15 protein-coding genes and 1 pseudogene are annotated in these 17323 nt (G+C 60.0%); 13 read left to right on the forward strand and 3 right to left on the reverse strand.

From position 1 onward, the window contains the following. The 7 genes from atpA to glmS all read left to right on the forward strand — a co-directional run bounded on the left by atpA (nucleotide 1) and on the right by glmS (nucleotide 8584). Nucleotides 1–1545, forward strand: coding sequence for a F0F1 ATP synthase subunit alpha (atpA, locus tag LGQ10_RS19220; protein ID WP_068576573.1), 1545 nt, complete (start codon nucleotides 1–3; stop codon nucleotides 1543–1545). A 50-nt stretch (nucleotides 1546–1595) separates the two neighbouring features. After that, a complete protein-coding gene (gene atpG / locus LGQ10_RS19225) occupies nucleotides 1596–2456 on the forward strand; it encodes a F0F1 ATP synthase subunit gamma (RefSeq protein ID WP_058437888.1) in 861 nt (286 codons plus the stop codon). 27 nt (nucleotides 2457–2483) lie between these two features. Beyond that, complete coding sequence (atpD, locus tag LGQ10_RS19230) at nucleotides 2484–3860, forward strand: F0F1 ATP synthase subunit beta (protein WP_226522899.1); 1377 nt, start codon at nucleotides 2484–2486, stop codon at nucleotides 3858–3860. Between the two features lie 45 nt (nucleotides 3861–3905). Then, complete coding sequence (locus LGQ10_RS19235) at nucleotides 3906–4331, forward strand: F0F1 ATP synthase subunit epsilon (RefSeq protein WP_058438442.1); 426 nt, start codon at nucleotides 3906–3908, stop codon at nucleotides 4329–4331. A 113-nt stretch (nucleotides 4332–4444) separates the two neighbouring features. Then, nucleotides 4445–5812, forward strand: coding sequence for a bifunctional UDP-N-acetylglucosamine diphosphorylase/glucosamine-1-phosphate N-acetyltransferase GlmU (gene glmU, locus LGQ10_RS19240; protein ID WP_058438436.1), 1368 nt, complete (start codon nucleotides 4445–4447; stop codon nucleotides 5810–5812). Between the two features lie 158 nt (nucleotides 5813–5970). Then, on the forward strand, nucleotides 5971–6741 hold the full coding sequence (locus LGQ10_RS19245) for a DeoR/GlpR family DNA-binding transcription regulator (protein ID WP_226526159.1): 771 nt from the start codon (nucleotides 5971–5973) through the stop codon (nucleotides 6739–6741). Between the two features lie 10 nt (nucleotides 6742–6751). Next, nucleotides 6752–8584, forward strand: a complete 1833-nt coding sequence (gene glmS, locus LGQ10_RS19250; RefSeq protein ID WP_226522900.1) for a glutamine--fructose-6-phosphate transaminase (isomerizing) — start codon at nucleotides 6752–6754, stop codon at nucleotides 8582–8584. 276 nt (nucleotides 8585–8860) lie between these two features. Here glmS and LGQ10_RS31630 read toward each other — a convergent pair whose 3' ends face one another. Further along, nucleotides 8861–9436, reverse strand: a complete 576-nt coding sequence (locus LGQ10_RS31630) for a TnsD family Tn7-like transposition protein (protein ID WP_226522901.1) — start codon at nucleotides 9434–9436, stop codon at nucleotides 8861–8863. Between LGQ10_RS31630 and LGQ10_RS19260 the strand changes: the two are divergent. Then, a pseudogene (locus LGQ10_RS19260) lies at nucleotides 9412–9660 on the forward strand (RHS repeat domain-containing protein); the annotation flags it as partial. The gene LGQ10_RS31630 and the pseudogene LGQ10_RS19260 overlap by 25 nt on opposite strands. Nucleotides 9661–9923: 263 nt before the next feature. Next, nucleotides 9924–10529, forward strand: coding sequence for a hypothetical protein (locus LGQ10_RS19265; protein WP_226522902.1), 606 nt, complete (start codon nucleotides 9924–9926; stop codon nucleotides 10527–10529). A 499-nt stretch (nucleotides 10530–11028) separates the two neighbouring features. Here the strand turns inward: LGQ10_RS19265 and LGQ10_RS19270 are convergent, their stop codons facing one another. Both LGQ10_RS19270 and LGQ10_RS31415 read right to left on the reverse strand, forming a co-directional pair. Beyond that, nucleotides 11029–11490 (reverse strand): hypothetical protein, encoded by a 462-nt coding sequence (locus LGQ10_RS19270; RefSeq protein ID WP_226522903.1) that lies wholly within the window; start codon nucleotides 11488–11490, stop codon nucleotides 11029–11031. Between the two features lie 5 nt (nucleotides 11491–11495). After that, complete coding sequence (locus LGQ10_RS31415) at nucleotides 11496–12722, reverse strand: PAAR domain-containing protein (RefSeq protein ID WP_058433224.1); 1227 nt, start codon at nucleotides 12720–12722, stop codon at nucleotides 11496–11498. Nucleotides 12723–13069: 347 nt separating this feature from the next. Here LGQ10_RS31415 and LGQ10_RS19280 point away from each other — a divergent pair, with 347 nt between their 5' ends. From LGQ10_RS19280 to LGQ10_RS19295, 4 genes are all read left to right on the forward strand, one after another. After that, entirely contained in the window at nucleotides 13070–13390 is a 321-nt protein-coding gene (locus LGQ10_RS19280; protein ID WP_058433223.1) for a hypothetical protein, read from the forward strand. A gap of 70 nt (nucleotides 13391–13460) precedes the next feature. Continuing rightward, complete coding sequence (locus LGQ10_RS19285) at nucleotides 13461–14363, forward strand: LysR family transcriptional regulator (RefSeq protein ID WP_058433222.1); 903 nt, start codon at nucleotides 13461–13463, stop codon at nucleotides 14361–14363. 126 nt (nucleotides 14364–14489) lie between these two features. Next, nucleotides 14490–15119 (forward strand): glutathione S-transferase family protein, encoded by a 630-nt coding sequence (locus LGQ10_RS19290; protein WP_226522904.1) that lies wholly within the window; start codon nucleotides 14490–14492, stop codon nucleotides 15117–15119. Between the two features lie 17 nt (nucleotides 15120–15136). Continuing rightward, nucleotides 15137–17179, forward strand: coding sequence for a pyridoxamine 5'-phosphate oxidase family protein (locus LGQ10_RS19295; RefSeq protein WP_226522905.1), 2043 nt, complete (start codon nucleotides 15137–15139; stop codon nucleotides 17177–17179). Nucleotides 17180–17323: the final 144 nt, after the last annotated feature.

Below are 17323 nucleotides of genomic sequence, written 5' to 3' on the forward strand. Positions count from 1 at the left end.
ATGCAGCAACTCAATCCTTCCGAAATAAGTGAAATTATCAAGGGCCGCATCGAAAAGCTCGATGTGACCTCCCAAGCCCGTAACGAAGGCACTGTCGTCAGCGTATCTGACGGCATCGTGCGGATTCACGGTCTGGCCGACGTCATGTACGGCGAGATGATCGAGTTTCCGGGCGGCGTCTACGGTATGGCCCTCAACCTTGAGCAAGACTCTGTAGGTGCCGTGGTACTGGGCGCATACACCACTCTGGCTGAAGGCATGAGCGCCAAGTGCACTGGCCGCATCCTCGAAGTTCCGGTTGGTAAGGAACTGCTGGGTCGCGTAGTCGACGCACTGGGCAACCCAGTCGACGGTAAAGGTCCGCTGAACAACACCGAGACCGACGCGGTCGAGAAAGTTGCTCCAGGCGTGATCTGGCGTAAGTCGGTAGACCAGCCTGTACAGACTGGCTACAAGGCTGTCGATGCCATGATTCCTGTCGGCCGTGGCCAGCGTGAGCTGATCATCGGTGACCGTCAGATCGGCAAGACCGCTCTGGCGATCGACGCGATCATCAACCAGAAAGACAGCGGCATTTTCTGCGTCTACGTAGCCATCGGTCAGAAGCAATCGACCATCGCCAACGTGGTTCGCAAGCTGGAAGAAAACGGCGCCCTGGCCAACACCATCATCGTGGCTGCCAGTGCTTCGGAATCGGCTGCACTGCAGTTCCTGGCTCCGTACTCCGGTTGCACCATGGGCGAGTACTTCCGCGACCGCGGTGAAGACGCGCTGATCGTTTATGACGATCTGTCCAAGCAGGCTGTGGCTTATCGCCAGATTTCCCTGCTGCTGCGTCGTCCACCAGGCCGTGAAGCCTACCCAGGTGACGTGTTCTATCTCCACTCCCGCCTGCTGGAGCGCGCATCCCGCGTTTCGGAAGAGTACGTAGAGAAGTTCACCAACGGCGCAGTGACTGGCAAGACCGGTTCCCTGACTGCCCTGCCGATCATCGAAACCCAGGCTGGCGACGTTTCCGCGTTTGTTCCGACCAACGTGATTTCCATCACCGACGGTCAGATCTTCCTGGAATCGGCCATGTTCAACTCGGGCATTCGCCCTGCAGTGAACGCCGGTGTTTCGGTATCCCGTGTAGGTGGTGCCGCTCAGACCAAGATCATCAAGAAGCTGTCCGGTGGTATCCGTACCGCCCTGGCTCAGTACCGTGAACTGGCGGCATTCGCCCAGTTCGCTTCTGACCTGGACGAAGCGACCCGCAAGCAACTTGAACATGGTCAGCGCGTTACCGAGCTGATGAAGCAGAAGCAATACGCGCCGATGTCCATCGCTGACATGTCGCTGTCGCTGTATGCCGCTGAGCGTGGGTTCCTGACTGACGTCGAAATCACCAAGATCGGCAGCTTCGAGCAAGCGCTGATTGCTTACTTCAACCGCGATCACGCCGACCTGATGGCGAAGATCAACGTGAAGGGTGACTTCAATGACGAAATCGACGCTGGCCTCAAAGCCGGTATCGAGAAGTTCAAGGCCACCCAAACCTGGTAAGCCGCAGCGGGAGCCGCAAGGCTCCCGCTTGCTAACCTGATAGGTGTTACATGGCAGGCGCAAAAGAGATTCGCAGTAAGATTGCGAGCATCAAAAGCACGCAAAAAATTACCAGCGCCATGGAAAAAGTGGCGGTCAGCAAAATGCGCAAGGCACAAATGCGCATGGCTGCTAGCCGTCCTTATGCGGAGCGCATCCGCCAGGTTATTGGTCATCTGGCCAACGCCAACCCGGAATATCGTCACCCCTTCATGATCGACCGCGCCGTCAAGCGCGTCGGTTACATCGTGGTGAGCAGTGACCGTGGTCTGTGTGGTGGCTTGAACACCAACCTGTTCAAGGCCCTGGTCAAGGACATGGCGGTAAACCGCGAACAAGGCGTCGAGATCGATCTGTGCGTGGTTGGTAGCAAGGGTGCGGCCTTCTTCCGCAGCTTCGGCGGTAACGTCGTTGCAGCTATCAGTCATCTGGGTGAAGAGCCGTCGATCAATGACTTGATCGGCAGTGTCAAGGTGATGCTGGATGCTTACCTGGAAGGCCGGATTGACCGCCTGTCCGTGGTATCCAACAAGTTCATCAACACCATGACTCAGCAGCCGACCGTGGAGCAGTTGATTCCACTGGAGGCAACCCCGGATCAAGAACTCAAGCACCACTGGGACTATCTCTACGAACCGGATGCCAAGGAGCTGCTGGACGGCTTGATGGTCCGTTACGTGGAGTCGCAGGTCTACCAGGCGGTGGTCGAGAACAACGCAGCTGAACAAGCCGCGCGGATGATCGCAATGAAGAACGCCACCGACAACGCCGGTGATTTGATCAGCGATTTGCAGCTGATCTACAACAAGGCGCGTCAGGCTGCGATCACCCAAGAGATCTCGGAAATCGTCGGCGGCGCTGCCGCGGTTTAACGGTTCAAATATTCAGAGGATCCAGCTATGAGTAGCGGACGTATCGTTCAAATCATCGGCGCCGTTATCGACGTGGAATTTCCACGCGACAGCGTACCGAGCATCTACGACGCCTTGAAGGTTCAAGGCGCCGAAACCACTCTGGAAGTTCAGCAGCAGCTGGGCGACGGCGTGGTGCGTACCATTGCGATGGGCTCCACCGAAGGCTTGAAGCGCGGTCTGGACGTCAACAACACTGGCGCAGCCATCTCCGTACCGGTCGGTAAAGCGACCCTGGGCCGGATCATGGACGTACTGGGCAACCCAATCGACGAAGCCGGTCCTATCGGTGAAGAAGAGCGTTGGGGCATCCACCGTCCAGCTCCTTCCTTCGCAGAACAGGCAGGCGGCAACGACCTGCTGGAAACCGGGATCAAGGTAATCGACCTGGTTTGCCCGTTCGCCAAGGGCGGTAAAGTCGGTCTGTTCGGTGGTGCCGGTGTAGGCAAGACCGTAAACATGATGGAACTGATCCGTAACATCGCCATCGAGCACAGCGGTTATTCCGTGTTCGCCGGTGTGGGCGAGCGTACTCGTGAGGGTAACGACTTCTACCACGAGATGAAGGACTCCAACGTTCTCGACAAGGTAGCGCTGGTCTACGGTCAGATGAACGAGCCACCAGGAAACCGTCTGCGCGTAGCGCTGACCGGCCTGACCATGGCCGAGAAGTTCCGTGACGAAGGTAACGACGTTCTGCTGTTCGTCGACAACATCTATCGTTACACCCTGGCCGGTACCGAAGTATCCGCACTGCTGGGCCGTATGCCTTCGGCAGTAGGTTACCAGCCGACCCTGGCTGAAGAGATGGGCGTGCTGCAAGAGCGCATCACTTCGACCAAGCAAGGTTCGATTACCTCGATCCAAGCGGTATACGTACCTGCGGACGACCTGACCGACCCGTCGCCAGCGACCACCTTCGCCCACTTGGACGCCACCGTCGTTCTGTCCCGTGACATCGCTTCCCTGGGTATCTACCCAGCGGTAGACCCACTGGACTCGACTTCGCGCCAGCTGGACCCGAACGTGATCGGCAACGAGCACTACGACACCGCTCGCGGCGTTCAGTACGTACTGCAGCGCTACAAAGAGCTGAAGGACATCATTGCGATCCTGGGTATGGACGAGCTGTCGGAAACCGACAAGCAGTTGGTATCCCGCGCTCGTAAGATCCAGCGCTTCTTGTCGCAGCCGTTCTTCGTGGCTGAAGTCTTCACTGGTTCTCCAGGCAAATACGTTTCCCTGAAAGACACCATCGCTGGCTTCAAAGGCATCCTCAACGGTGACTACGACCACCTGCCAGAACAAGCGTTCTACATGGTCGGCGGCATCGAAGAAGCGATCGAGAAAGCCAAGAAACTGTAATCCCGGCGCCCGGTAACGGGCGCTAATTTAGGTTGAGGCAAGCAGATGGCTATGACAGTCCATTGCGATATCGTCAGCGCGGAAGGGGAAATCTTCTCCGGTCTGGTGGAGATGGTAGTTGCGCACGGTGAACTGGGTGATCTTGGTATCGCTCTGGGTCACGCACCGCTGATCACCAACCTGAAGCCAGGTCCGATCCGCTTGATCAAGCAGGGCGGGGAAACCGAGGTGTTCTACATCTCCGGTGGTTTCCTCGAGGTTCAGCCGAACATGGTCAAGGTTCTTGCCGACACCGTGCAACGTGCTGCCGACCTGGACGAAGCCTCCGCTCAGGAAGCCGTCAAGGCTGCTGAGAAGGCCCTGAATGAAAAAGGCGCAGATTTCGACTACGGATCTGCTGCTGCACGTCTGGCCGAGGCCGCAGCCCAGCTGCGTACCGTTCAGCAAATCCGCAAGAAGTTCGGCGGCTAAGCCGCAGGCTTTTTGTGTGATTGATTAAAAAGGGTAGCCTCGGCTACCCTTTTTATTTTCCGCATTTCCCCTCTTGGTCACACTCGCGGACCACCCAGGATTGGTAGCCAGTCATGTCTCTCGAAATCGTTATCCTCGCAGCAGGCCAGGGCACTCGCATGCGCTCTGCGCTGCCCAAGGTGCTTCACCCGGTCGCTGGCAACTCCATGCTCGGGCATGTTATCCACAGCGCCCGCCAGCTCGATCCACAGCGCATCCACGTGGTGATCGGCCACGGTGCGGATGCGGTGCGCGAGCGCCTGGCAGCCGATGACCTGAATTTCGTGCTGCAGGACAAGCAGCTGGGCACGGGGCACGCCGTGGCCCAGGCGGTGCCTTTCATTACTGCCGATACCGTGCTGATTCTCTACGGCGATGTGCCGCTGATCGAAGTAGAGACCCTGCAGCGCCTACTCAAGCAAGCGGGCCCGGAGCAACTGGGCCTGCTCACCGTCGAGCTGGACGATCCTACCGGCTACGGGCGCATCGTCCGTGACGCCCACGGCAAGGTGGCCGCCATCGTCGAGCAGAAGGATGCCGACGAAGCCACGCGCGCCATCACCGAAGGCAACACCGGAATCCTCGCGGTACCCGGCAAGCGCCTGGGCGACTGGACCGGCCGACTGTCCAACAACAATGCCCAGGGCGAGTACTACCTCACCGACGTGATCGCCATGGCGGTCAGCGACGGCCTGGTCGTCGCCACCGAGCAGCCCCACGACGCCATGGAAGTGCAGGGCGCCAACGACCGCAAGCAACTGGCCGAGCTGGAGCGTCACTATCAGCTGCGCGCTGGTCGCCGGTTGATGGCCCAGGGCGTGACCCTGCGCGACCCCGCACGATTCGACGTGCGCGGAGATGTCACGGTGGGTCGCGACGTGCTGATCGACATCAACGTGATTCTCGAAGGCCGGGTGGTGATCGAGGACGATGTGGTGATCGGCCCCAACTGCGTGATCAAGGACAGCACCCTGCGCAAGGGGGTGGTGATCAAGGCCAACAGTCACCTCGATGGCGCAGTGATGGGCGAGGGCAGCGATGCTGGTCCGTTCGCCCGCCTGCGTCCCGGCACCGTGCTGGAAGCCCGCGCCCATGTGGGTAACTTTGTCGAGCTGAAGAACGCTCACCTGGGCCAGGGTGCCAAGGCCGGTCACCTGACCTATCTGGGCGACGCGGTGATCGGCGCGCGTACCAACATCGGCGCCGGCACCATCACCTGCAACTACGACGGGGTGAACAAGCACAAGACGGTCATGGGCGAAGACGTGTTCATCGGCTCCAACAACTCCCTGGTCGCGCCTGTGGATATCTCCTCCGGTGCCACCACGGCTGCCGGCTCCACCATCACCCAGGACGTGGCGCAGGCCCAACTGGCAGTGGGCCGCGCACGGCAAAAGAACATCGACGGCTGGAAACGTCCGGAGAAGATCAAGAAGGACTGAGGTTATCCACAGGCACGGATGACCTGCACACCGACGAGCTGGCTCCTGCAGAGTGTTGCAAGGGCTGTCTTGTCGGTTTTTTATGCGCTTGTGCTTGACGAAGTTTCGATCATCGGGTTTTATTGCTTCCGTTATCTTTCGAATCGAAACTTAAGACCATCATGTCGAAACGCAACACACCTCAACGCCGTCACAACATTCTTGCCTTGCTCAATGAACAGGGCGAAGTGAGTGTCGACGAGCTGGCCAAGCGTTTCGAAACCTCGGAAGTTACGATTCGAAAGGACCTGGCTGCCCTGGAAAGCAATGGTCTGTTGCTGCGCCGTTATGGCGGGGCGATCACCATGCCCCAGGAACTGGTCAGCGACATTGGCCAGCCCGTATCCCTCTACAAGCAGGCCATTGCTCGTGCTGCGGTGCAGCGTATTCGTGAACATGCGCGCATCATCATCGACAGTGGCAGTACCACCGCCGCGATGATCCCCGAGCTGGGCCTGCAGCCCGGCCTTGTGGTCATGACCAATTCGTTGAACGTGGCCAATGCCCTGACCGAACTGGAACACGAGCCGATGCTGCTGATGACCGGCGGCACCTGGGACCCGCATTCCGAGTCCTTCCAGGGGCAGGTGGCCGAACAGGTCCTGCGCTCCTACGACTTCGACCAGTTGTTCATCGGCGCCGACGGCATCGACCTGGTCCGTGGCACCACGACCTTCAACGAATTGCTGGGCCTGAGCCGAGTGATGGCCGAAGTGGCCCGTGAGGTGGTGGTGATGGTCGAGTCCGACAAGATCGGCCGCAAGATTCCCAACCTGGAGCTGCCATGGAGCAGCGTCCATACCCTTATTACCGATGATCGCCTGCCTTTCGAGGTCCGCGACCAGATCCAGGCCCGCGGCATAACTCTGATTTGCGCGGCTGTCAGCTAGGAGAGAAACCATGTGTGGAATTGTTGGCGCCGTTGCTGAACGCAATATCACCGCCATTTTGCTGGAAGGCCTCAAGCGCCTCGAATACCGCGGCTACGACAGCGCTGGCGTAGCGGTCTATACCAACGCCGGCAAGCTGGAGCGCATGCGCCGTCCGGGCAAGGTCAGCGAACTGGAACAAGCCCTGGCCAGCGAGCCGCTGGTGGGCCGCCTGGGCATCGCCCACACCCGCTGGGCCACCCACGGTGCGCCCTGCGAGCGTAACGCCCACCCGCATTTCTCCGGTGACCTGGCGATCGTGCACAACGGCATCATAGAGAACCACGAGGCCCTGCGCGCCCAACTCAGCGCCCTGGGTTACGCGTTCACCTCGGACACCGACACCGAAGTCATCGCACACCTGCTGAACCACAAGCTCAAGGACCTGGGCGATCTCACAGTGGCCCTCAAGGCCACCGTCAAGGAACTGCACGGCGCTTATGGCCTGGCCGTGATCAGCGCCAGCCAGCCGGATCGCCTGGTCGCAGCCCGCAGCGGCAGCCCGCTGGTGATCGGCCTGGGCCTGGGGGAAAACTTCCTCGCCTCCGACCAACTGGCCCTGCGCCAGGTCACTGACCGCTTCATGTACCTGGAAGAAGGCGACATCGCTGAAATCCGCCGCGACAGCGTGCAGATCTGGGACATCGACGGCAAGGCCGTGGAGCGCGAGGCGGTGCAGTATCGCGATGGCGCCGAAGCCGCGGACAAGGGCGAATACCGCCACTACATGCTCAAGGAGATCCATGAGCAGCCGTCCGTGGTGCAACGCACCCTGGAGGGCCGCCTGAGCGCCAACCAGGTACTGGTCCAGGCCTTCGGCCCGCAAGCCGCCGAGCTGTTCGCCAAGGTGCGCAATGTGCAGATCGTCGCCTGCGGCACCAGCTACCACGCTGGCATGGTCGCCCGTTACTGGCTGGAAGAGCTGGCCGGCATCCCGTGCCAGGTGGAAGTGGCCAGCGAGTTCCGCTACCGCAAGGTGGTGGTGCAGCCCGACACCCTGTTCGTGACCATTTCCCAGTCCGGTGAAACCGCCGACACCCTGGCCGCGCTGCGCAACGCCAAAGAGCTGGGCTTCCTCGCCAGCCTGGCGATCTGCAACGTCGGCATCAGCTCCCTGGTGCGTGAATCCGACCTGACCCTGCTGACCCAGGCCGGTCGCGAGATCGGCGTGGCCTCCACCAAGGCCTTCACCACCCAGCTGGTGGGCCTGCTGCTGCTGACCCTGTCCCTGGGCCAGGTCCGTGGCACCCTGGCCGCCGGTGTTGAAGCCGAGCTGGTGGAAGAACTGCGTCGCCTGCCGATCCGCCTGGGCGAAGCCCTGGCCATGGATGGCGTGGTGGAAAAAACCGCCGAGCTGTTCGCCGACAAGCACCACACCCTGTTCCTGGGCCGTGGTGCCCAGTACCCGGTGGCGATGGAAGGTTCGCTCAAGCTCAAGGAGATTTCCTACATCCACGCCGAAGCCTATCCGGCCGGCGAGCTCAAGCACGGCCCGCTGGCGCTTGTGGATAACGACATGCCGGTGGTTACCGTGGCGCCGAACAACGAGCTGCTGGAAAAGCTCAAGTCCAACCTGCAGGAAGTGCGGGCCCGTGGCGGCGAGCTGATCGTGTTTGCCGACGAACAGGCCGGCATGACCGATGGCGAAGGCACGCACGTGATCCAGATGCCGCACATCCACGACATCCTCTCGCCGATCCTCTACACCATCCCGCTGCAGCTGCTGTCCTACTACGTGGCCGTGCTCAAGGGCACCGACGTCGACCAGCCGCGCAACCTCGCCAAGTCGGTGACCGTGGAGTGAGTTATCCAAAGTGACCGCCCAAGTGGTGGATTTAGAGAATTAAAACTGTCGCAAGGGCCGGTCAGATCTGTTCTACCGTCTCTTGCGATGCTTCCCGCCTCCGTATCCTCACATCCTGTTCACCACACAGGACTGCTCAGTGCTGTTGGCATGCTGATCTCTTTGAACGCTTCAGTCGCTTCCGGAGCGACAACCTCCTCATTTCTCAGTGAGGTGCTGTCATACCAAGTGGTTGTGTCAGTTAAAAGATTGCCTGTCGCGCAATCTGGGGAAAAACTACTTCGTAATTTCGGTGAGAAGTTTTCTCGTCTTAGGATAACGTGATCTTTTCTCAAGCGAAGAGAATAGATTGTGTACCAGTTGGTAGAGGTCGCACTTACGGACTTTTTTCAAGTCTGAAGACGCTGTTGTCAATAACTGATTAATCAGTGAACAAAAATTCTCATCGCGTGCATCCCAGTCAATCGTCACATGGTTTCCGCATCTACCACTTGGTAGTGCGGCTGTCTGTGAAAATAACCAAGATCGGTCATTTCTATAGAGCCAAGCGTAAATATCTGGAGCTAAGTTTTTAATAGTCTTCGCGCTCGCACCGGGATAATTACGAACTGTTGCACTCCAGATGGCTCTCTTTTCTTCAAGTTTGTTTAGGCAAGATTTATTGATAACCTTTTTCTCGACGTCTGGGTTTAAACGCAGAAGCCGATTAACTGTACATGTAGATATATTAAAATTTGAACATATCTCTTTTTTGGTGGAGCCGTTCAAAAGCGCGTTAAAAATTTCTATCTTCAGATCATTAAATATTTTTTTTGATCTCGGAGCGCCTCTACGAGCCGGATAGCTATGCACCGCTGGCCCGTATCGACAGCGACCCCGAACTGCCGGAACAGGAAGCTCGACACTACTACTTCCACACCGACCAGATCGGTACGCCGCAGGAAATGACCAACGCCGAGGGGCACGTGGTGTAGCGCGCCTATTACAAGGCGTGGGGTGGACTGGAGGCGTTGTCACCGAATCTGGTTGATCAAAATTTACGCTTTCAGGGGCAGTACCACGACCGGGAAAGCTGACTGTACTACAACACGTTCAGGTACTACGATCCGGCGGTGGGGAGGTTTACCGCTTTTTCTACCCTCGAGTAGCAAAGTTAGGCAGGCTGCGGGAGTTAATGCGCCAGCGCACTTAAAAATTCATACAGAGCTATATAAACAGAATGTCTTTGATCGACTTAAAGGGGTTGCTGATAAGCCCAGCTTTGAAGCGGAGTTAAGCAAAATTGCTTCCGAAATTTCCAGCGGCAGTTTTGCTTTTTAAATAACAGGAATATTATTTCATGAATAAATCTCACGAGCTTCAACAGCAATTCCACGAGCTTCAATTAAAGACCGAGCACTTCCTGAGTGCCTATTTAAGTAGCGCAAATTTACGTGTGGTGAGAAATACCATAAGCAAAGGTGCTCTGTATAATTTTAGACCGTTTGAAATTCAGAGGTCAGGCTCTAAGCTTGGTAAGGTTCTAAAGTCTCTGCCAAAAAACATAAAAAATATTCATGTTTACTATTTTGACAGAGAGAATAGGGTTGTATTTGTAGAAATTTACGGGCAGTCAGAAAACGTAATAAATAGAGAGTTCTATTTTTACGAGGAAGGAGAAATTAAGAGCATATATTTCAATGCTGCTGGCAGCATTAGGAATGTAATGCTCAGCCTGAATGAAGGCGATAAAATTAAGCAGGATATTAACTATGGAAAATATGGCGAAAGCATTTCCGACTATATGTATGTAGGCGACAGGCTAGAGTCAATAGAAGTCAAACAGAAAGAGCATGGCCAAGAAAATTGGTCCAGCTATCAGGTCTTGTTCGAATATTCAGATGGGCAAGTTAGCAAGATTACTAACTCATTCCCTAACGGATATCAAGAACAGCGTTATCCATAGTTATGAGGTGTCTTGGCAGAGGTTCCTGCACGCTAGTAGCCCAAGGTGGCCGGAGAATCGGCCATGTTTACCATGATCCTTTTCCCAGGTGACACCCCAGTCGACAGTTCAACCCACGTCTGGTTGATGACCATCGGTCTCGTTGCCTACTTCATCCCTCGTCGATGATTCTACGACCGGCGGCCACCTGCCGCCGGTCCTCTTGAACGCGCGTGAAAGCCGTGTCGTTTCTGGTTGCGACAGTTTTAATTGTCTAGAGCATGAGGCTTAAGTCGCGATTTATACTGTTGCGACAGTTTTGCGTTTCCTCCGAAGATGGCTGGAGAGCCCGAGGAATCAGCAGCGGCTGCGACAGTTTTAATTCTCTAAATTCAGTGGCGGTCCTGGATCATCGAAGCTGACACAGCAAGAGGGGAGCCCAGCCAGGCTCCCCTCTTTGCCATCTACCTTTGCCTGCCTGCAGCGATCAGCGCTGGGGCGTGGCGGCGCAGAACAGCCCTCAGCGCGAATGCTGTACCGAAACGATGTCGCCATTCGATGCGTCGATATCCACCCTGAACATTGCCTGGTCACGCTGACGGCTGAACATGCAGGTGAAGATGCTGGGCGAAGCCTGCGGGAACTGCTCGAACCAGCTGTAGGTACCTGCCTCGAGCTGGCCATTGATCAGCAGCTGGTCGGTAATCCGGATCTGCTGCTGGCGGTCGCCGGAGACCACGTAGAGGGTTGCGGCCACACCCGTATCGTCGTCGTTCCACAGGATGGCCAGGTGTTGCCGATCCGGCACCACGATCGCCAACAGGCCGCGGCTGTTGACCACGCTCAGGGGCTGTTCCTGCCAGCGCCAGCGAGCCTCGACGACCCGGCAAGGCGACCACCCCAGGGCGATCATCTGGTCCACCGTCATGTTTTCGTCGATGACCTTGCCGTCTTCGCGGATCCGCTCGAAATCACTAATCACAACTTTCACTCCACAGGCAGCACACTCGGCGTGCCGACAATTTTCAGATTCCTGTCACCGACGAACTCCACTTGCTGCACTCCACCCTTGTAGTTCTCCAGCGGACCGGTGATGCCACTGTGAATCTTTTGCGGTGCGGTGGTTTCGACGGTGATCACATGGGACACGTCTGTCTTGAATCGATCGAGGATCACCAGTTTATCCCGGGCATAGGCCTGGTTGGGAATCGGCTCGGGGGCGGCGAAACCTCCGAAGGCTGGCTTGCCCTGCATGATGGCCTCGGCCTGGCCCTTGGCGACGACCATCTGGTATTGCCTTCCCGGCGGCACTATTTCGGTCTTGACCTGGGTGCCTTCCAGCCACGCCGGCAAGTTGCCCTCGGTGACCATCGCTTCGTTGACCTGGGCGGCCGTGCGCACCTCGAGCACTTGCGACTGGTTGGCCAGTCGCGCGGCATTGCGTTCAGCGCTCAACTTGGCCATTTTCGGCCCGGCGCCGAGCAGCGCCAGGCCGGCGACGCCTTGCAGCAGGTCACGGTAGCCCGGGCCGAGCCGGTCGCCGAGTTGCCCCAGCAACTCCATGCCGCCGTAGATCGCGGCCCCCACCGCCACGGTAGTCAGCAGGGCCGCGAGGCCGGCCATGGCGGCCAGCACCAGTGCCCCGGCGGCGGCGACCAGGCCCAGCACCTCGAGGCCCGTGTGCAGCCAGCCCTCGATATCCAGCACGAACTCCACCTGCAGCGTCGGACCGCCGATGAAGGTGTTCTGGCTACCGGACTTGATATGCGCACCGCAGGTCATCTTGCTGGTCAGGCGCGCCGCCGGCTTGCCGTTGATGTACACGGTAGCGCTGCCCTCGGCGATGGTGACCGGAAGGGGCCAGGGTGGATGCGCCACGGGAAAGCCGGTACAGGAACTGGACACGTCCTCGCCTGCACGCATGGCATTGCGCAAGTTGACGAAAACGTTGGGGCTGCCCCTTATGAGTTCCCCGGTGGTTGGCTCGGGCAGATCGAAGATGGTCGACAGTCCCTTCACCAACTGGAACATCGACAGGCCCCCGGCGGCGACCGAACCCGCGAGGATTACCACCGCCAGGCCACCCGTTGCCGCGGTTGCCGCAATGACGGCCGCGCCAATGAGAGCGCCCGCGACCGCGCCGGCGAGCATGGCGGCAACTCCGAATCCATGGGCGATTTCATCGCCCAACCGCGCTGCGGCCTGTACATCCATGCTGAGCTCCGCCTCTGATGCGACACGCATCCCTGGGGCCAGTGGTTGGCCCGAGCGGCGGATTATCAAAGAGCAACCAGGGACGCGGCAAGACCTGAAAGGCAGTCTGTCGTCACCGCGGATGACGCGAGCTTCACGCCGCCGATGGGAACGATCCAGGCGGCTGAGGCGCACCGGTTTCCTCGCCCGCCTGTCCGCGTTGGATCTTGGAAAAACAATTGAAATCAGAGCGTTATTTTTGTGCGACAGTTTTGGGGCTTCGAACCCACAGCGACTGCAAGGGGACGGCCCGGCGAATCCCGACTTGTGCACAGGCCGTAACTTTTTATCGCGCTAATGGAAAACCAATGAAACTTCGCCTGATTCATGGATGGATGATCGTTCTGATGGTAGTTGTCCTGGGGCTGGGAGCCCTGACCCCAGTGCTCTCCAACAGCCTCTTGCTGTTGATGGACCGAGCCAATTTCATTCCTGCTGAATCGTCCATCTGGACGTTTGAACCGACCCTGATCAACCAGGGTTCCTCTTCCTATTGGCTGTACGGGGAAGATCGGCAGTACTACTTCTATTTTTCCTACGCCGAAGACCAGCCTTACCGGCTGATTGCCAAAACCAACCGTTGTCCCGGATTCGACAAGCACGAGGTGCAGACCTGGTGCGCTCCCTGACGTCGTGGCTGTGGATTATGCTGCGCGAGCGGGGCGCCTGTCGGGTGGGCGCTGCCAGGTGAGATAAGACATGGACAGGTTTCAGGAAATGCAGGTGTTCGTCTGTGTCGCCCAGGAGCAGGGGTTCGCCGCGGCTGCGCGGCGCCTGAACCTGTCGGCGGCCAGCGTCACCCGGGCCGTGGCAGCCCTCGAACAGCGCATCGGCACCCAGTTGCTGGTGCGCACAACCCGCAAGGTGCACCTGAGCGAAGCCGGGCAACGTTATCTGGAGGACTGCCGACGCATTCTTGCCGAGGTCCAGGATGCCGAGGCCTCGGCCGCCGGCATCCACGCCCAGCCCCGGGGGCAATTGAGCCTGACCGCGCCGGTGCTGTTCGGCGATCTGTTCGTCACCCCGCTGCTGGTGCGTTATCTGCAACGTTATCCACAGGTCAGCGTCAACGCCTTGCTGGTGGACCGAGTGGCGAACATGGTGGATGAAGGCATCGATGTGGCGGTGCGCATCGGCGAATTGCCGGACAGCGGCCAGCACAGCATCCGAGTAGGCCAGGTGCGCCGGGTGGTGTGTGCGGCTCCAGGGTTCCTGGCAGCCCAGGGTTGCCCCCAGCACCCCGATGAACTGCGCCAGGCTCCGCTGATTGCGCCATCCTCCACCGGCCAGGCGCGCCACTGGCAATTCAACGACGCCGGTCGCGTCCTGAGCATCCGTCCCGAGCCGCGGCTGCTGGTGAGCGCCAACCAGGCAGCCATCAGTGCTGCGGTTCTGGGGCTGGGCCTGACCCGGGTGTTGTCCTATCAGGTGGCCGATCAGGTGGCTGCCGGCCGGTTGCAGATCGTGTTGGCGGATTTCGAGCTACCGCCCTTGCCGATCCATGTGGTGTACCAGGGCGGACGCAAGGCTGCGGCGCGGGTCCGCAGCTTTGTCGATTTTGCCGTGCAGACCCTGCGTGAGCATCCATCGCTCAATTCCTGATCAGCTTTATTGCGCAGGATGAAATGCCAGATTGCGATTTATGGTGATTCTGTTGTTTTGCGTCATGGAACAAGATGCCTCTGCCAGCGCGGCCCTTCGACCGCGTCCCAGCCTGCGGAGTCGAGCATGTCCCTGCTTCCCATCAAGTTCTACAACTTTCCCCGGTCCGGCCACGCCCATCGCGTCGAGCTGATGCTGTCGCTGCTGGATCTGCCCACTGAAACCGTCTTCGTCGACCTGGCCCAGGGCGCCCACAAGCAGCCCGAGTTCCTGGCCCTCAACGCCTTTGGCCAAGTGCCGGTGATCGATGACCAGGGCACCGTCCTGGCGGACTCCAACGCAATCCTGGTGTACCTGGCGCAACGTTATGGCCGCGGCCACTGGCTGCCCACCGACCCGGTAGGCGCGGCGCAGGTACAGCGCTGGTTGTCGGTGGCGGCAGGCCCGATCGCTTTCGGTCCGGCCGCGGCGCGGCTGATCACGGTGTTCGGCGCGACCTTCAATGCCGAGGAAGTCATCGCCCGTGCCCATGGCCTGCTCAAGGTCATGGACCAGGAACTGGCCGGCCGCCCCTTCCTGGTGGGTGAGCAGGCGACCATCGCCGACGTTGCAGGCTACAGCTACATCGCCCACGCACCGGAGGGCAACGTGTCCCTGGCGGACTACCCCAACGTGCGGGCCTGGCTGGCGCGGATCGAAGCCCTGCCGGGCTTCGTGCCCATGCCATCCACGGCAGCCGGCCTGAAAAGCGCCTGAGGCGCTGGAGGTTCAGCATGAGTGTCCAGTCCCCCTGGCATGCCGGCGAGCGGCAGTTGCAGGTTCGGGCCGGGGTGGCCGAGCGCATGGAAGCCTGGGGGGCCAAGGTTATTCGCCAGGCGATGCCCGACCAGCACCGGCAGTTCTACCAACAGCTGCCATTCATGCTGGTGGGGGCGGTGGATGCCGATGGCGCTCCCTGGGCGAGCATTCTCGAAGGGCCGCCCGGCTTTGCCCGAGCCCCACAAGACACCCTGTTGCGCCTGGACAGCCTGCCGGCCATCGACGATCCGTTGCAGCTGCAGGAAGGTTCAGCCCTGGGCTTGCTGGGGATCGAGTTGCACACGAGGCGGCGCAACCGCCTCAATGGACGGATCGCCAGCCTCGATTCCCGGGGTTTTGGCGTGACGGTGCAGCAGTCCTTCGGCAATTGCCCGCAGTACATCCAGCTGCGACAGATGTGCACTGTGCCCCTGGCCGCGCCTGCCAGCCGCCCCGCCCAGTGGCGCCAGGGCCTGGATGACGCAGCACGGGCGATGATCGGCGCGGCGGATACGTTTTTCGTGGCCAGCTACGTCGACCTGGAAGGCCAGCGCTCGGTGGATGTGTCCCACCGTGGCGGGCAGGCCGGGTTCGTGCGGGTCGAGGACAATTGCCTGACCATCCCGGATTTCGCCGGCAACCTGCATTTCAATACCCTGGGCAACCTGCTGCTCAACCCCAGGGCCGGCCTGTTGTTCATCGATTTTCATAGCGGCGAGTTGCTGCAGCTCACAGGCCATACCGAAATTATCCTCGATGGCCCGCTGGTCAGTGCCTTCCAGGGCGCCGAGCGGCTGTGGCGCTTTACCGTGGAGCGGATGGTACGGCGTCCGGCGGCCCTGTCCCTGCGGTGGCAGCTGGAGGGTTTTTCTCCCAACAGCCTGCTGACCGGCACCTGGAGCCTGGCCGAGGCGCGCTTGCGGGCCCACGCCCTGGGCGCGCAATGGCGGCCGCTGCGGGTGGCCCGGATCGAGGACGAGAGCTGCAACATCCGCTCGTTCTACCTGGAGCCTGCGGATGACGCCGGCCTGCCGGGCTTCCTGCCCGGCCAGCATCTGCCAGTGCGAGTGACGCTCGACCAGCAGCCGCTGATTCGCACCTATAGCCTGTCCAGCGCGCCTTCCGACGGATTCCTGCGCATCAGCGTCAAGCGTGAGGGCCAGGTATCCAGGCACTTGCACGATGCCGTCGGCGCAGGTGACCTGTTGCAGGCCCGGGTTCCTCAAGGTCGCTTCACGGCCGAGTCCAGGGGACTTCGCCCCCTGGTCTTGGTGGCGGCGGGAGTGGGCATCACCCCGTTGCTGTCGATGCTGCGAGAGGTGGTGTATCAGGGCTTGCGTACCCGACGCATGCGGCCTACGTGGCTGCTGCAGAGTTCGCGCAGCCTGGCCGAGCAGCCATTCGCCCGTGAGCTGCACACATTGATGGAGCTGGCCGGGGAATCGTTGCAGGTACTGCGCCTGCTCAGCCAGCCGGAGCCCGAAGCACAGCCGGGCGTGGACTTCGACCGATCAGGGCGGATCGACACGCGGCTGGTGCTGGATCACGTGGGGCTGGATGACTATGACAGCGCGGATTTCGTCCTCTGCGGTCCCGGCGCCTTCACCCAGGCCCTCTATGACGGCCTGCGGGACCTGGACATCAGCGACGGGCAGATCCACGCCGAGACCTTCGGGCCCTCGACCCTGCATCGCCGGCCCGATCCACAGGCGGCGTCGTGGCACCAGCCGGCTGCGGCGACTGGCGTGGTGCCGGTGCGTTTCCAGCAGTCGGGCCTGGTACCTGACTGGCAGCCGGGCAGCGGCAGCCTGCTGCAACTGGCGGAGAGCGTCGGCCTGCGCCCGGAGTTCAGCTGTCGTGGTGGTTCCTGCGGCACCTGCCAGACGCGCCTGCTCAGCGGCCAGGTGAATTATCCACAGGTGCCGGCGCAACTGCCCGAGCCGGGCCAGGTGCTGATTTGCTGCGCGGTGCCCGCGGCTGTGGATAACGTTGCATCACCCTTGATCCTGGACCTGTAGCCGCGAGAAAAAATCCTCCCCGGCGATTGCCGCCAACCCCACCCCTGCGTAGGCTGGCGCCAACTGTGTCACTGTCGCTGCAGGTTGCAGGCGAGGGCACCTGGGGGGATTGCCAGGCAAGGCCCTGCGGTCCTCTTCGCAGCG

The sequence above is a fragment of the Pseudomonas sp. L5B5 genome (genome assembly GCF_020520285.1).
In the GTDB taxonomy this organism is placed as follows: domain Bacteria; phylum Pseudomonadota; class Gammaproteobacteria; order Pseudomonadales; family Pseudomonadaceae; genus Aquipseudomonas.

Coding starts and splice junctions, on each gene's coding strand:
- atpA (WP_068576573.1), top strand. CDS start 1: ATGCAGCAACTCAATCCTTCCGAAATAAGTGAAATTATCAAGGGCCGC.
- atpG (WP_058437888.1), top strand. CDS start 1,596: ATGGCAGGCGCAAAAGAGATTCGCAGTAAGATTGCGAGCATCAAAAGC.
- LGQ10_RS19265 (WP_226522902.1), top strand. CDS start 9,924: ATGAATAAATCTCACGAGCTTCAACAGCAATTCCACGAGCTTCAATTA.
- glmU (WP_058438436.1), top strand. CDS start 4,445: ATGTCTCTCGAAATCGTTATCCTCGCAGCAGGCCAGGGCACTCGCATG.
- atpD (WP_226522899.1), top strand. CDS start 2,484: ATGAGTAGCGGACGTATCGTTCAAATCATCGGCGCCGTTATCGACGTG.
- LGQ10_RS19235 (WP_058438442.1), top strand. CDS start 3,906: ATGGCTATGACAGTCCATTGCGATATCGTCAGCGCGGAAGGGGAAATC.
- LGQ10_RS19290 (WP_226522904.1), top strand. CDS start 14,490: ATGTCCCTGCTTCCCATCAAGTTCTACAACTTTCCCCGGTCCGGCCAC.
- LGQ10_RS19295 (WP_226522905.1), top strand. CDS start 15,137: ATGAGTGTCCAGTCCCCCTGGCATGCCGGCGAGCGGCAGTTGCAGGTT.
- LGQ10_RS19280 (WP_058433223.1), top strand. CDS start 13,070: ATGAAACTTCGCCTGATTCATGGATGGATGATCGTTCTGATGGTAGTT.
- glmS (WP_226522900.1), top strand. CDS start 6,752: ATGTGTGGAATTGTTGGCGCCGTTGCTGAACGCAATATCACCGCCATT.
- LGQ10_RS19285 (WP_058433222.1), top strand. CDS start 13,461: ATGGACAGGTTTCAGGAAATGCAGGTGTTCGTCTGTGTCGCCCAGGAG.
- LGQ10_RS31415 (WP_058433224.1), bottom strand. CDS start 12,722: ATGGATGTACAGGCCGCAGCGCGGTTGGGCGATGAAATCGCCCATGGA.